Below are 14,204 nucleotides of genomic sequence, written 5' to 3' on the forward strand. Positions count from 1 at the left end.
CCAGTATGGGTCCCCGCCTTCGCGGGGATGACGACTGGAGTTACGGCCGAGTTAGCGCAGCACCTCGGTCAGGCCGTCGATCACGAACTGCACCGCCAGCGCGGCCAGCAGCACGCCGAGCAACCGGGTGATCACCGCCTCGATCTTCGCGCCGAGGATCCGCATGATCGGGCCGGCTGCCAGCAGTGCGACCAAGGTCAGCAGCAGGATCGTCACCATCGCGCCGAGCACCACGGCCGAGCGCTCGAGCCCGCTGTTGCGGCTCATCAACAGCATCACCGACGCGATCGAGCCGGGGCCAGCGATCATCGGCATCGCCATCGGGAAGATCGAGACGTCCTCGACCTCGGGATCGCTCGCCACCTTGGCGGCACGGTCCTCACGGCGTTCGGTGCGCTTCTCGAACACCATTTCGAGCGCGATCAGGAACAGCATGATGCCGCCGGCGATGCGGAAGCTGGCCAGGCTGATCCCGAGGCCCTTCAGCAACGCCTCGCCGAACAGCGCGAACACGAACAGGATAGCCGCCGCCACGCCGACCGCGCGCATCGCCATCGCGCGCTTCTGCACGGTCGAGGCCCCCGCCGACAGCCCGGCATAGATCGGTGCGCAGCCCGGCGGATCGATAACCACGAAGAACGTGATCAGCGACGAGATGTAGAGTTCGATCACAGGCCCGTCCGATCCAGCGCGGCCTCGTCGATGGCGACGCCTTCGCGACGCCCCGCCGAGACCAGCGTGTTGCGGAGCAGGCACGCGATCGTCATCGGCCCGACGCCGCCCGGCACCGGCGTGATCGCGCCTGCGACCTCGACCGCGCTCGCGAAATCGACATCGCCGACGAGGCCGGCATCGGTCCGGTTGATGCCGACGTCGATGACGGTCGCGCCGGGTTTCAGCCAATCGCCCTTGATCATCTCCGGGATACCGACCGCCGCGACGACGATGTCCGCGCGGCGGATGTGCGCGGGAACGTCCTGCGTGCGGCTATGGACGACGGTGACGGTGCAGCTTTCGCGGAGCAACAACTGCGCCATCGGCTTGCCGACGATGTTCGAGCGACCGACGACGACGGCTTCGAGCCCGCTGAGGGTCGGCAGCACGCTCTTCAACAGCATCACGCAGCCGAACGGCGTGCACGGTACGAAGCCGGGCAACCCTGTCGCGAGTCGCCCGGCGTTGATTGGGTGGAAGCCATCGACGTCCTTGTCTGGGTCGATCGCGGAGATGACCGCCTGCTCGTCGATATGTTTCGGTAGGGGTAGCTGGACGAGGATTCCGTCGATCGTCGGATCAGCGTTGAGCGTCGCGACCAGCGCGAGCAAGTCTTTGGCGGGGACGTCGGCGGGGAGGCGGTGCTCGATGCTTTCCATCCCGGCTTCGCGCGTCGCCCTGCCCTTCGAGCGGACATAGACGTTGGAGGCGGGATCCTCGCCGACCAGCACCACGGCGAGGCCGGGCGCGCGGCCCGCCTTTGCCCGAAAGGCGGTGACGCCGTCTGCGATACGGGCCCGGAGGCCGGCGGCGAAGGCCTTGCCGTCGATGATGGTCGCGCTCATGCCCGCGGCCCATAGAGCGCGGACGCGATTTCCGCCAGTACGGTGGAGTCGCCGGCGATGTGCAGGCGCTTCAGGCGCGCGGTTTCGCCGGAGATGATCGTTACGGCACGCTTGGGTACGCCGAAGGTCTTGGCGACGAGGGCGACCAGCCCGGCATTCGCGGCGCCATCGACGGGGGCGGCTGCCAGCCTCGCGGCGAAATGCTCGAGCGTTCCGGCGGCGAGTGCGTCGCGACCGCCGCGCGGGGTTACGCGGACGGCGATCGCCAGGCCGTCATCGACCGACCGCCAGGCGGCAGGCCCCATCAATAGGCTGCGACGAGGTAGTTCTGCGCGATGTTCGGGATGACGATGTTGGTCAGGATGTAGAGGATCAGCAGCACGACCAGCGGCGACAGGTCGAGCGCGCCGAAATCGGGCAGGATGCGGCGGATCGGGCGATAGAGCGGCTCGGTGATCTTCTGCAGCGCGTTCCAGACCGTGCGGACGAAATCGCTGTGCGTGTTGATGACGTTGAACGCGATCAGCCACGACAGCACCGCCTGGATGACGATCACCCACCAGACGAGGTTGAGCAGCAACTGGACGATCTGAAGAAGGGCGATCAAGGCAAGGGTCTCCGCTGGTGTGTTGCCGATATAAGGTGGCGGGGGGAGAACGAGAAGCCCTGTGATATCGCTGGCCTGCGCGCGATGATTCTAGTCGCACCGGACGCTCCCAGCTCCCTTCATCCTGGGCTTGACCCAGGATCCAGAGCCACGAAGGCTACCCTGTGTGGCTCTGGATCCTGACTTTCGTCAGGATGACGGGCGTGGGAGACGACCTCCTACCGCGAGCGCCCGTTCGCGCTGACCAGCGTGCCCGCGCCCTGTTTGGTGAAGATCTCCAGCAGCATCGCGTGCGGCACGCGGCCGTCGATGATCACTGCGGCATCGACGCCCGATTCGACCGCCGCGACGCAGGTGTCGAGCTTGGGTATCATGCCACCGGTCACCGTACCGTCGGCACGCAGTTCGGCGATCCGCGCGGGGTCGAGGTCGGTGAGCAACTCGCCCTCCTTGTCGAGCACGCCGACGATATCGGTCAGCAGGAAGAAGCGCGCCGCACCCATTGCGGCCGCGATCGCGCCGGCCATCGTGTCGGCGTTGATGTTGTAGGTGTGGCCGTCGGCGCCGATACCGATCGGCGCGATCACCGGGATGATATCGGCGGCGATCAGCGTGTCGAGGATGGTCCGGTCGACCGCGATCGGCTCGCCGACGAAGCCGAGATCGACGTGCCGCTCGATCCCCTGAAGCTTGTCGGGCTCGCGGCCGTGGCCGACTTTCTGCGCGAGGACGAGGCCGGCGTCCTTGCCCGAGATGCCGACCGCGCGGCCGCCGGCCTGGCCGATCCAGCCGACGATTTCCTTGTTGATCGAGCCCGCCAGAACCATCTCGGCGATCTGCGCGGTCTCCGCATCGGTGACGCGCAGGCCGTCGACGAAGCGCGATTCGACGCCGAGCCGCTTCAACATCGCGCCGATCTGTGGCCCGCCGCCGTGGACGACGACCGGGTTGATGCCGACTGCTTTCAGCAGCACCATGTCCTCGGCGAAATCGCGCTGGAGCTCGGGATCGCCCATCGCGTGGCCGCCGTACTTCACGACGAACGTCTTGCCGGCGTAGCGCTGCAGATACGGCAGCGCCTCGGTGAGCGTTTCCGCCTTGGCGAGCAGGGCGGGATCGGGCGTGTGATCGGTCAACTAAACTTCCGTTCGTCTCGAGTAGCCATCGAGCACTCGTCGAGATGGCGTATCGAGAGACCTGTACCTCGATACGAGCCCTCGACAGGCTCGGTCTCTACTCGGCACGAACGGAAAAATCTAACATTATGCCCGGTCCAGCCGCCGTCCCAATTTCACGAAAAAGGTGATCATGAACGGCACCAGCACGATCGACAGTATGACCTTGGTGAGCATCTGCCCCTCCATCAGCGCGACGATCGGCCGTTCACCCAGGAACGAGATGGTGATGAACAGGATCGTGTCGATGATCTGCGAGATGATGCTGGCGATCATGCCGCGCAGCCATACCAGCTTGCCCTCGCCGCTGCCCACCTGTCCCGACAGTTTCGAGAAGATCAGCACGTTGAGCGTCTGCGAGATGCCGTAGGAGATCAGCCCCGCGATCATCATCCGCGAGCTCTGGCCGACCACGATCGGGAACGCGTCGACCGCGGGTGGGTACATCCCCGGATCGTGCGGCAAGGCCAGCACCAGGTGGATCAGCGCCGCCGACACCAGCAACGGAATGAACCCGAGGCGCACGAGAAACGTCGCGGTCTTCTGGCCGTGCAGCTCGGAAATCGCGCTGCTCAGCACGACCAGCAGGAGGAAGCCGAAGATCCCCGCCTCGACCGCGAGCGGGCCGAGCGCGACCTGCTTCACCCCCAGCACGCCGGCGATGCACACCATGCCGCCGTACAACACCGAGAAAACGAAGAGCGAACGCGGGAACGCGGGAAGTGGTTTGTCCATCGCGCGGGACGCTAGCGAAAACCGCCGCCCCGTCAAATGACTAGCGCCCCTCAAATAACTGGCGAGCGCGGCCTGCCCGTGTCATGTCCCGCCCTTGCGCAGCCGGGGGGCCGCGCGTGTCAGTCAAAAATGCAGGGCGTCCATGGAAAGACTAGTCATCGGCCTTGCAGGCATCGCCGTCATCCTCGGCATCGCCGTGCTGCTTTCGAGCGACCGCCGCGCGATCCGCCTGCGTATCGTCGGCGCCGCGTTCGCGTTGCAGGCCGGGATCGCCGTGCTGGTACTGTATTCGAGCTTCGGCAAGATCGTGCTCGGCGAGATGTCCGGCGGGGTCGCGAACCTGCTCGGCTATTCGCAGAAGGGCACCGAGTTCCTGTTCGGCAAGATGGCGACCCCCGAGATCGGCGGGCAGAGCTTCGCGATCGCCGCGCTGCCGGTGATCATCTTCTTCGCGAGCCTCGTCTCGATCCTGTATTATCTCGGCATCATGCAGTTCGTGGTGCGCTGGGTCGGCGGCGGGATCGAGAAGGTCATCGGCGTCTCGAAGGTCGAATCGCTGTGCGCGGCGGCGAACATCTTCGTCGGCCAGAGCGAATCGCCGCTCGTCATCCGGCCGTATCTGGCGGGGCTCACCCCGGCGCAGCTGTTCACCGTGATGACCAGCGGCATGGCCGGCGTCGCGGGCACCATTCTCGCGGCCTATGCGTCGATGGGTATCCGGATCGATTATCTGCTGGCGGCGAGCTTCATGGCGGCGCCGGGCGGCATCCTGATGGCGAAGATCATCATGCCCGACCGCGTGATGCCACCCGAGGGCGAACTCGCGCTCGGCGATCTGCCGGGTGAATCGTCGGCAGGCGAACCGATGCCGCAAGCGACGCACGACGAGGAAAAGCCGGCCAACCTGATCATGGCCGCAGCCCAGGGCGCGCAGACCGGTGTCCGATTGGCCGTCGCTGTCGGCGCGATGGTGCTGGCGTTCGTCGCGCTGGTGGCGCTCGCGAATGGCCTGCTCGGCGGGCTTGGCAACATGATCGGGCTGCCGGGGCTGAGCTTCCAGGGGCTGCTCGGCTATGTCTTCGCGCCGCTCATGTTCCTGCTCAACGTGCCGTGGAGCGAGGCGGGGATCGCCGGCGGGCTGTTCGGGCAGAAGATCGTGCTGAACGAATTCGTCGCGTACATCTCGCTCGGGACGCAGCAGGGACTGAGCGCGCGGACGATCGCGGTCATCACCTTCTCGCTGTGCGGGTTCGCGAACTTCTCATCGATCGCGATCCAGATGGCGGTGACCGGCAGCCTAGCGCCGAACCAGCGGCCGATGATCGCCAAGCTCGGCCTGCGTGCGCTGGCGGCGGGGAGCCTGGCGAACCTGATGTCGGCAGCCCTCGCGGGTCTGCTGATCGGCTGAATCCCGCCCATCCGTCCGTCATCCTGACGAAAGTCAGGATCCAGGGTAACGAGCGTCGGTCTTCATGGCTCTGGGTCCTGACTTTCGTCAGGATGACGGAGGGGTTGAGATGACGGGACTGGGGCGACGGCGCCCCGAAACGCAATCAGGCCCGTCACCTTTCGGCGACGGGCCCGACTAAACTGCCTCGCGGGGAACCGAGGCAGCTATCTCGCGTGATCGCCGATTACGGCAGCATCACCGTGTCGACGACGTGAATCACGCCGTTCGACTGCATGACGTTGGCGATCGTGATCCGGCCCTTGTGGCCCTTGCCGTCCATGATGCCCCAGCCGGTGCCGACCTTCTTGAACATCAGCGGCTCGCCCTGCACGGTGGTGTAGGTCGCGGTGCCGCCGTTCGCCTTCGCCTTGGCGGCGATGTCGGTGGCGGTGATCGTGCCGGGGACGACGTGATAGGTCAGGACGCTGGCGAGCTGCGCCTTGTTCTCGGGCTTGAGCAGCGTGTCGACGGTGCCGGCCGGCAGCTTCTTGAACGCGGCGTTGGTCGGCGCGAACACGGTGAACGGACCCGGGCCCGACAGCGTCTCGACCAGACCGGCGGCCTTGACCGCGGCGACCAGCGTCGTGTGATCCTTCGAATTGACGGCGTTCTCGACGATCGTCTTGGTCGGGTACATCGCGGCGCCGCCGACCATCGGGTTGGTCTGCGCGGCGACGATGGCGCTGCCGCTGACGGCAACGGCGGCCGCGACGATCGCGGTACGAATGAAGTGGTTCATGGCTTCTCTCCTGCGTGCGGAGCCGGTGTGCGGCGCCACTGCGGGGAGATACGCGCCCGCCGGGAGAAGGACGCAGCCGGCGTTCAGATCGTCGCGAGAAGTCCCGCCCAGGCCGCGACCTCATCGTCATGCCGCCGTGTGACGACCAGATCGCTAGCGATCGCCGTGTCGAGATCGACCTCGACCTCGACCTCGACCGAGCCGGTCCATTCGAACGTCGCATTGCCCGACAGCGTCACCATCGCCGCCTCGCTCGCCTCGGCACGGACCAGCCCGCCCTTGTTGAACACCGTCGTCGGCGTGTCGTACGCGATCCGCCCGGTCAGGCACGCGGCATAGGTCGACGCCGCCATCGCGCTGCCGCAGCTGTCGGTGAGCCCGACGCCGCGCTCGAACGTCCGCACGAACAGGTCGCGGCCACGCACCTCGACGAAACTGACGTTCGCGCGATTGGGCAGCCAGTCGGGTGCCGCCTCGCAGGTCTCGCCGACGCGGACGAGTTCGGCTTCGTCGATGGCATCCACGAACGTCACGAGATGGGGGTTGGGCATCGCCACCGCCGTGAAGGCGCGGTCCGTCGGCAAGGGCGCTATCGGCGTATCGACGATGCGATCGGTCCCGACGGTCATCGGCCACGCGGTGACGTCCAGAGACGCGGGGCCCGCGATCTCGCGAACGGTGAACACGCCCTCGGCAATATCAGCATCGCGCTTCACGGCCGCGTCGCTCGTCTTCAGCAGCGCCATCGCAGCCTCGGAGCCCGTGGCCGCGAACCCGGCGCGTGCAACGCAGCGCAGGCCGTTGAGGCACGTCTCAGACTCGCTGCCGTCCGAATTGAACATCCGCATGCCGAACGCGTGAGTGTCATCGCCGGCGGTCAGCAGCAGGAGCCCGTCGCCACCCATCGGTCCATCGCGATCCGCCAACGCCCGCGCAACGGCAGCCCAAGCCGCATCGCCAAGCGTCGACGCGCGCGCGTCGATCAGCGGAAAGTCGTTGCCGGAGCCGTGGCATTTGATGAGGTCGAAGCGCATGCTCGGTATTTAGTCACGCATGCGGAACAAAGCGAGCGCCTAACCGATCCCGTAATGCGCGGCCAACCGATCGAGCGCGAGCGTCAGCACGACCCGCCCCGCCCGCGCCGGCCATTGCAACGCCTTCTCCGCCACCGGCAGCCCCTCCCCCGCACAAACCACCCGCCAAAGGATATCCGCTAGCCCCGGCCCCGCCGCCGCCAGCGCTTCGTCGAACCGACGCTTCGCTGCGATCTGCGCCGACGTCGGATCGAGCCCATCATGGCCTCCCCCATCGACGCGCTCCGCCCAGCGCATCGTCACGCTGGGCGCAATCGACGCGCGTTCGTAATCCGCGCGCAGCCGCTCTCCCGCCTCGAACTGCCTCACGTCGATCAGCGCGCGCGACCGCAGCCACCCGAGCGGCGACTCCGCGAGGTTCACGGTGACGGTACGACCGCGACGCATGCCGGCCGGCTGTGAAACACCCTCTGAATCGACCGTCCGCTCTACCAGTTCGCGCATCCGCCATCTCCCGTTGCGCTTGGCGGTTGCCATATCCGCATGGTTGTAGGACAGAAGAATAACCCACCTGGTTTGGAGTCGTTCGATGATCACATTTCAATGATCACTGCCATTCGCGAAGTCCGGCGCGCCAAGGGACTGACGCTGGAGGACGTCGCCAGGCGTTGCGATCCACCGACCACCGCGCAGACGATCGGGCGGCTGGAGACCGGCACGCGCACCGTGTCGATCGGCTGGCTCAACCGGATTGCCGCGGCACTGGGCGTCGAGGCGAGCGATCTCGTGACATTGCCGGACCGTACCGACCTGCCCGTCGCTGCGATCCTCGACGGCCGTGGCGCCCATGCCCCGCGGCGAACCACGACGGCACCACCGCCTCAGGTCGCCCCGGGCCAAATCGCGATCACCGTCGCGGGCGGGGTCGGCGACTATCGCACCGGTGACGTGATCTGGTGCGCGATGCTGGCCCCCGCCGATTTCGCAACCGCACTCAATCGCGACGTACTCGTCCCGCAACCAGCAGGCCGGTTCGCGTTCGGCAGGCTGATCGCCGTCGGTGACGCCGTGACGCTGTTACCGCCGAATACCGGTTCGCAATCCCTGAAGATCGAAGATCCCGGCTGGCTCGCAGTCGCAGTGCGACTGATCCGCGATCTTTGAGGGCGGTGGGCGATGACCCTGCACGCGGGCCCGAGGAACAGCCTCGCCTTCTTAGATATGCCGATTCAGTGCTCCTGGTTGCCTCTCGTGCGATCGGCTGCATCCCTTGCCAGAACAGCCTGCCGCAATGGGCGGGATTTAGCGCTCGCCCGCACCGGCGTCGCATTGGTCCGCCTGCGTCTTGGGGGAACGCGAAGGGGTCGTAAGGTTCCTCGCAGACAGCGTCGCGGGGCAAAGACCGCGCTCCGCTCCGCCTTCCGATGAAATGGCCGGAAGCGCCAGCCCCACCTCGACCAAATCTCAGCAAGTCAGACATGACAATGCTCCAGTCGTCCCACCGATCGATAAGTGCGGCATATCGCCACGACCTGCACGTCTGACAGGATCGGGACTATCGTTTCGGCTAGCGCCGATCGGCAGCCGTCAGCTGACCGCGATGCTCTCGATTGTGGCGAAGGCCGCTCCCTGCGTTGGCGCTGCTACCTGCTCCGCCACGCTCGTCGCGGAGCGTTACTGCTGATTACGCATGATCGGGTGGACGCCGATCTCGTCTTTCAAGCGTTTGGCTATCGACGACCCCGACGACGAGAGCCCGATGACAGACGCCGCAGACATTCTCAACGACATGATACTGGAGCTAACCCGCGAGCCCATGACCCGGGCAGATGCAGAGGAACTGGCCGATCGATGGTATGACGTCGCTATCGGCAACGGTTCAAGCGCCGCAGAATTGGACGACGCTGCCGGAATGCCGGTCCCCGACTATATCCTGCAAACGTTCGGAGAAGCAGGGCAGGAACTGATGCTATAGTGCGCGCGTGACCAGCTCGACGTCGCACCGAAGCTAGGTGAACGGGTAGGTATCTACATCCCATCGCGTTGCCCGGCACCGAGCGCCGCCACCTTAGTCGTGAAGATGATCTCGTTGCGGATGATCGCGTTGGCGGCGTTCGCCGCCTTTAACAAGGGCGTCCCGGCTCTTCGAAACGATAAACTCGCCTTGGCCCGGGGTCCGCACGAAGAGGATCGAGGCACGATCGACTGCGACCGACGGTAAAAATTTGCCGGATTTCGTGTTGCCGGCCCATGTCGGCACCAACAGCGCAGCATGGTCAAAGGAAAAGGATGGTGGGCGATGACGGGCTCGAACCGCCGACATTCTCGGTGTAAACGAGACGCTCTACCAACTGAGCTAATCGCCCCCTCTCGGGTGAGGGTGCGATGCCAAAGCCGGGCGGCCGGGGCAAGCTAAAAGGGCGCGGACCGTCACGGAATCCGCAGGTCGGCGCCTCGGGTGGCGACGATATAGCCGCGCATCGCCTCGCTCGCGCGGTCCGACAGGACCATAAAGGCACGCCGTCGGTCGTGCAGGTCGGGGCGGCGTTCGAACAACCCGGTGTCGGTCATCCGCGCGATCCAGCGCAGCGCGGTGGTCGGCGCGACCGCGGCGGCGATGCACAAGCTGGAGACCGATACGCGGCCCCGCTCCAACTCGGCGGCGTAAAGATCGAGCAGCATGTCCCAGCCCGGATCCTCGAACAATGCGGTGCCGAAGAACTGGTCGCGCAGCCGCCGCGCGCGGATCGCCCGCCGGACATCCGCCGCGCTCGGCTCGGCCAGCGACGGTGGCGCGCCGTAGCGGTTCGTCCGATCGCCGACGATCGGCGCTGTGGAGGCATCGCCCTCGATCTCCGCGCGCGTCAGTCGTGCCAGCGCCTCGGCGATCCGTGCGACCTCGGTGTTCAAGCGTTCCAGCCGCGTCCCATCGGTCTCGCGCCCGACATCGAACACGCCCGCGGGACTGCGCGCGCGCTCGGCGACGACGACGATCGCCGCGATGCAGTCCGCCACGCTCGGATCGACCAGCAGGATCGTCCCGCCGCCGAGCGTCGCCGCCGCGACTGCGTCGATCTGGTCGCTGCCCATCGCGACCACCAGCCCCGCCTCCAGCACCGCGGCGCGTTCGACGATCCGCGGCAGGTGTTCGGCAAGGACCGCTACGTCCACCCCCGCGGTCTCGACCACGACGACCTGAGGCGCGGCGTGCAGGCCGAACGGCGCCTGCCAGTCGATCCTGGCGACCACCCGCCCTTCCATCGCGACGAGTGCGGCGGCGAACCGGTCCGGCGCGTCCGCACTCGCGACAAGGACTGCGGCGATCCCGGTATCGTAACGCGTGTCGGCAGGATCTCCGCCCGGTAGGATCATGATCATCTCCGCTGTGTCGCGAAGACTAACCTCGATCATCCTCAAAGCCACACGCGAACTGGGTCGAGTTTCGTTGGACTTTCACGCCTGCCCAGCAAGGTCGCGTTCGACCTAGTCGAGCGCCTTGACGATATCCTCGACCATCTTCTTTGCGTCCGCCAGCAGCATCATCGTATTGTCGCGGTAGAACAGCTCGTTATCAACGCCTGCATAGCCGACGCCGCCCATCGAGCGCTTGATGAACAGCACCGTCTTGGCCTTTTCGACGTCGAGCACGGGCATGCCGTAGATCGGCGACGACTTGTCGGTCTTGGCGGCCGGGTTGGTCACGTCGTTCGCGCCGATCACGAAGGCGACATCCGTCTGCGCGAACTCGCTGTTGATGTCCTCGAGCTCGAACACGTCGTCATACGGCACGTTCGCCTCCGCCAGCAGCACGTTCATGTGCCCCGGCATGCGGCCCGCAACGGGGTGGATCGCGTATTTCACGCGGACGCCCTCGGCCTTCAGCTTGTCGCCCATCTCGCGCAGGACGTGCTGCGCCTGCGCGACCGCCATGCCGTAGCCGGGGACGATGATGACCTGTTCGGCCTGGCTCATCAGGAACGCGGCGTCCTCCGCCGAGCCGCGCTTCCACGGCCGATCACTCGCGACCGCGCCGCCGCTGGTGTCCGCGACCGCGCCGAAGCCGCCTGCGATCACGCTGATGAAGCTGCGGTTCATCGCGCGGCACATGATGTAGCTGAGGATCGCGCCCGAACTGCCGACCAGCGCGCCGGTGATGATCATCGCGCTGTTGTGGAGCGTGAAGCCCATCGCCGCCGCCGCCCAGCCCGAATAACTGTTCAGCATGCTGACCACCACCGGCATGTCGGCGCCCCCGATCGGCACGATCAGCAGGAAGCCGATGACGAAGCTCAGGATCACGACCGTCCAGAAGATCCACGGTGCCTGGTCGGTGACGAAGTAGGCGATCAGGCCGAGGATGGCAGCGAGTAGCGCGAGGTTGATGACGTGGCGGCCGGGCAGCATGATCGGCTTGCCGCCCATGTTGCCGTTGAGCTTGAGAAACGCGATGACCGAGCCCGAAAAGGTGATCGCACCGATCGCGACGCCTAGCCCGAGTTCGATCCGGCTGACCGGATGGATGACCGCGAACGGCTGGCCGATCAGCGGAATGACGAGGTCGGAGATGCCGAACGCTTGCGGGTTGAGGTACGCGGCGACGCCGACCAGCACCGCGGCGAGACCGACGAGCGAATGGAAGGCGGCGACGAGCTGCGGCATGGCGGTCATCGCGATCCGTCGTGCGGTGACGAGGCCGATGACGGCGCCCACGCCGATGGCGGCGAGGATTTCGACGACTGTTATCCAATCCACCACGGGACGGTCCAGAATTGCACAACGACCGATACCGAGCGGGCAGCCGTTCATCCGCATCGGTACATGCGTCACCAGCGTCGTCACGACCGCGATCGTCATGCCGATGATGCCGAAGCGGTTGCCGCGCTGGCTCGACGCCGGGCTAGACAGCCCGCGCAGCGCGAGGATGAAGCACACCCCCGCGACCAGATAGGCGAGCGATGCCCAGGGGCTGACCGTCAGTTCATGCATCGCGCGTCCCCTTCACGTCCGTATCGCTCACTTGCTCGTGGCAGGCGCGACCAGCCGTTCCTTCTTCTTGTACATCGCCAGCATCCGCGCGGTGACCGCGAAACCGCCGAAGATATTGATGCTCGCCAGCACGACCGCGAGCAGCCCGAGCGCCTTGGCGACGCCCGATCCGGCGCCGATGCCTGCCGCAGCGGCAGCGATCAGCGCGCCGACGATGATGACCGAGGAGATCGCATTGGTCACCGCCATCAACGGCGTGTGCAACGCAGGCGTCACCGCCCAGACGACGAAATACCCGACGAAACACGCCAGCACGAAGATCGACAGGATCGCGATAAAGTCCATCTCATTCCTCCCCGGCACGGGGAGGGGGACCGGCCGCAGGCTGGTGGAGGGGGCGGGCCGCGGACGATACGATCATCGTCACTACGGCTTCGATATCCCTCAGCACGTCGCCTGCTGCCACTCGCAGCACCCGGTGGCCATTCTGTTCGAAAAACTGGTCGCGATCGGCGTCGCGTTGGGGACGGTCGCCGCGTCCATGGAATTCGCCATCTACTTCGACCGCGAGCCTGGCGGCGGCGCAGTAGAAGTCGCAGACATATGGACCGATGGGATGCTGGTGGCGGAACTTGACGCCAGTCTTTTGTCCCCGGAGCTGCTCCCATAGCAGCACTTCCGGAAGGCTCATTTCGCGCCGCAATTTGCGTGCGAGCGATACTTCTGGGCGTAGCGTGTGTGGGACGCCCCCTCCACCGGCTGCGCCGGTCCCCCTCCCCGTGCCGGGGAGGATCATCATGCCAGCAGCCTTGGGTTCACGATCTTGCCGCCCTGCGTCAGGCGGATCGCGTCGCCGATCTCGGCGTCGAGCACGGGTCGCCCAGCCTCCTTGTCCCAGAAGGCGTTGAGGAAGTTGTACAGGTTGCGCGAGAACAAGGCGCTGGCGTCCGCTGCCAATCGAGACGGCACATTGCGATGGCCGACGATCTTCACGCCGTTCACCACGACCACTTCGCCTGCGACCGAGCCCTCGACGTTGCCGCCCTGTTCGACCGCAAGATCGACGATCACCGAGCCCGGCTTCATGCTCGCCACCTGTGCCGCCGATATCAGTCGCGGCGCGGCGCGCCCCGGGATCAACGCAGTCGTGATGACGATGTCCTGCTTGGCGATGTGCCCCGACACGAGTGCCGCCTGCGCCGCCTGGTATTCGGGCGACATCTCGCCGGCGTACCCGCCCGTCCCCTCGCCCTCGATCCCCGCGACATTCTCGACGAAGATCGGTTTCGCACCCAGCGACTGGATCTGCTCGCGAGTTGCCGCGCGCACGTCGGTCGCGGAAACCTGAGCGCCGAGCCGCCGTGCGGTCGCGATTGCCTGGAGTCCGGCGACGCCGACGCCCATCACGAACGCCTTGGCCGCACTGATCGTCCCTGCCGCGGTCATCATCATCGGAAACGCGCGGTCATATTCGGCGGCGGCATCGAGCACCGCCTTGTACCCGGACAGGTTCGATTGCGACGACAGGATATCCATCGACTGCGCGCGCGTGATCCGCGGCATGAACTCCATAGCCAGCGCCTCGTACCCCGCCGCGGCATAGGCGTCGACGCGGGCGCGCTCTGCAAAGGGATTGAGGCTCGCGACGATCCACACCCCAGGTGCAACCCCGTCCAGCGTTGCAGGATCAGGTCCCTGCACCCCGAGCACGATCTCCGCACCCGCCAGCGTCGCCGCACGATCGCCGACCGTTGCGCCCGCATCGGCGTACGCGGCATCGGCGATCGATGCCGCCTCGCCCGCCCCCGTCTCGACCGCGAGCGTCGCGCCCAGCGCGATGAACTTCTTGACCGTTTCCGGCGTCGCGGAAACCCGCCGCTCGCCGTCCGCTTGTTCTTTCAGGACGGCGATCTTCATGG

At 66.3% G+C, this 14,204-nt stretch carries 17 protein-coding genes and 1 tRNA gene; 3 read left to right on the forward strand and 15 right to left on the reverse strand.

The window, feature by feature from the left end:
- Window positions 1-51 precede the first annotated feature (51 nt).
- The 6 genes from ASG20_RS13090 to ASG20_RS13115 form a co-directional block, all read right to left on the reverse strand.
- On the reverse strand, window positions 52-672 hold the full coding sequence (locus tag ASG20_RS13090; protein ID WP_056053460.1) for a MarC family protein: 621 nt from the start codon (window positions 670-672) through the stop codon (window positions 52-54).
- Window positions 669-1,559, reverse strand: a complete 891-nt coding sequence (folD, locus tag ASG20_RS13095; protein WP_056053464.1) for a bifunctional methylenetetrahydrofolate dehydrogenase/methenyltetrahydrofolate cyclohydrolase FolD — start codon at window positions 1,557-1,559, stop codon at window positions 669-671. The genes ASG20_RS13090 and folD overlap by 4 nt, the downstream gene beginning before the upstream one ends.
- The gene (locus tag ASG20_RS13100; RefSeq protein WP_056053466.1) at window positions 1,556-1,864 is read right to left on the reverse strand and encodes a DUF167 domain-containing protein; all 309 of its coding nucleotides are present in this window, start codon (window positions 1,862-1,864) and stop codon (window positions 1,556-1,558) included. The genes folD and ASG20_RS13100 overlap by 4 nt, the downstream gene beginning before the upstream one ends.
- The gene (locus ASG20_RS13105; protein ID WP_056053469.1) at window positions 1,864-2,166 is read right to left on the reverse strand and encodes a YggT family protein; all 303 of its coding nucleotides are present in this window, start codon (window positions 2,164-2,166) and stop codon (window positions 1,864-1,866) included. Before ASG20_RS13105 ends, ASG20_RS13100 begins: the two co-directional genes overlap by 1 nt.
- 218 nt (window positions 2,167-2,384) lie before the next feature.
- Window positions 2,385-3,302, reverse strand: coding sequence for an acetylglutamate kinase (argB, locus tag ASG20_RS13110; RefSeq protein ID WP_056053472.1), 918 nt, complete (start codon window positions 3,300-3,302; stop codon window positions 2,385-2,387).
- 126 nt (window positions 3,303-3,428) lie between these two features.
- A complete protein-coding gene (locus ASG20_RS13115; protein WP_056053474.1) occupies window positions 3,429-4,076 on the reverse strand; it encodes a queuosine precursor transporter in 648 nt (215 codons plus the stop codon).
- Between the two features lie 142 nt (window positions 4,077-4,218).
- Here ASG20_RS13115 and ASG20_RS13120 point away from each other — a divergent pair, with 142 nt between their 5' ends.
- Complete coding sequence (locus ASG20_RS13120; protein ID WP_056053478.1) at window positions 4,219-5,484, forward strand: NupC/NupG family nucleoside CNT transporter; 1,266 nt, start codon at window positions 4,219-4,221, stop codon at window positions 5,482-5,484.
- A gap of 226 nt (window positions 5,485-5,710) precedes the next feature.
- On the opposite strand, the gene ASG20_RS13125 is transcribed toward ASG20_RS13120, so the two are convergent.
- The 3 genes from ASG20_RS13125 to ASG20_RS13135 form a co-directional block, all read right to left on the reverse strand.
- Window positions 5,711-6,265 carry a fasciclin domain-containing protein gene (locus ASG20_RS13125; RefSeq protein WP_056053481.1) on the reverse strand — a complete coding sequence of 185 codons (555 nt, stop codon included), beginning with the start codon at window positions 6,263-6,265 and terminating at the stop codon, window positions 5,711-5,713.
- Between the two features lie 83 nt (window positions 6,266-6,348).
- Window positions 6,349-7,299 carry a diaminopimelate epimerase gene (gene dapF, locus ASG20_RS13130; protein WP_056053482.1) on the reverse strand — a complete coding sequence of 317 codons (951 nt, stop codon included), beginning with the start codon at window positions 7,297-7,299 and terminating at the stop codon, window positions 6,349-6,351.
- Between the two features lie 39 nt (window positions 7,300-7,338).
- Window positions 7,339-7,803: a DUF6456 domain-containing protein gene (locus ASG20_RS13135; RefSeq protein ID WP_056053485.1), complete on the reverse strand. Its 465-nt coding sequence runs from the start codon at window positions 7,801-7,803 to the stop codon at window positions 7,339-7,341.
- 99 nt (window positions 7,804-7,902) lie between these two features.
- Between ASG20_RS13135 and ASG20_RS13140 the strand changes: the two genes are divergently transcribed.
- The gene (locus ASG20_RS13140) at window positions 7,903-8,463 is read left to right on the forward strand and encodes a helix-turn-helix domain-containing protein (protein ID WP_056053488.1); all 561 of its coding nucleotides are present in this window, start codon (window positions 7,903-7,905) and stop codon (window positions 8,461-8,463) included.
- A 526-nt stretch (window positions 8,464-8,989) separates the two neighbouring features.
- Complete coding sequence (locus tag ASG20_RS13145; RefSeq protein WP_056053491.1) at window positions 8,990-9,274, forward strand: hypothetical protein; 285 nt, start codon at window positions 8,990-8,992, stop codon at window positions 9,272-9,274.
- Between the two features lie 315 nt (window positions 9,275-9,589).
- On the opposite strand, the gene ASG20_RS13150 is transcribed toward ASG20_RS13145, so the two are convergent.
- The 6 genes from ASG20_RS13150 to ASG20_RS13175 all read right to left on the reverse strand — a co-directional run bounded on the left by ASG20_RS13150 (window position 9,590) and on the right by ASG20_RS13175 (window position 14,202).
- A tRNA-Val gene (locus ASG20_RS13150) sits at window positions 9,590-9,665 on the reverse strand.
- Window positions 9,666-9,729: 64 nt separating this feature from the next.
- Window positions 9,730-10,671, reverse strand: a complete 942-nt coding sequence (locus ASG20_RS13155) for a MarR family winged helix-turn-helix transcriptional regulator (protein WP_156364325.1) — start codon at window positions 10,669-10,671, stop codon at window positions 9,730-9,732.
- A gap of 111 nt (window positions 10,672-10,782) precedes the next feature.
- Window positions 10,783-12,285 carry an NAD(P)(+) transhydrogenase (Re/Si-specific) subunit beta gene (locus tag ASG20_RS13160; RefSeq protein WP_056053497.1) on the reverse strand — a complete coding sequence of 501 codons (1,503 nt, stop codon included), beginning with the start codon at window positions 12,283-12,285 and terminating at the stop codon, window positions 10,783-10,785.
- 27 nt (window positions 12,286-12,312) lie between these two features.
- Window positions 12,313-12,630: an NAD(P) transhydrogenase subunit alpha gene (locus ASG20_RS13165; protein WP_056053500.1), complete on the reverse strand. Its 318-nt coding sequence runs from the start codon at window positions 12,628-12,630 to the stop codon at window positions 12,313-12,315.
- Window position 12,631: 1 nt separating this feature from the next.
- Window positions 12,632-13,084: an endonuclease domain-containing protein gene (locus ASG20_RS19055; RefSeq protein WP_330218678.1), complete on the reverse strand. Its 453-nt coding sequence runs from the start codon at window positions 13,082-13,084 to the stop codon at window positions 12,632-12,634.
- A complete protein-coding gene (locus tag ASG20_RS13175; protein ID WP_056053507.1) occupies window positions 13,081-14,202 on the reverse strand; it encodes an NAD(P) transhydrogenase subunit alpha in 1,122 nt (373 codons plus the stop codon). The genes ASG20_RS19055 and ASG20_RS13175 overlap by 4 nt, the downstream gene beginning before the upstream one ends.
- Window positions 14,203-14,204 lie beyond the last annotated feature (2 nt).

The sequence above is a fragment of the Sphingomonas sp. Leaf198 genome (genome assembly GCF_001424005.1).
GTDB lineage: Bacteria > Pseudomonadota > Alphaproteobacteria > Sphingomonadales > Sphingomonadaceae > Sphingomonas.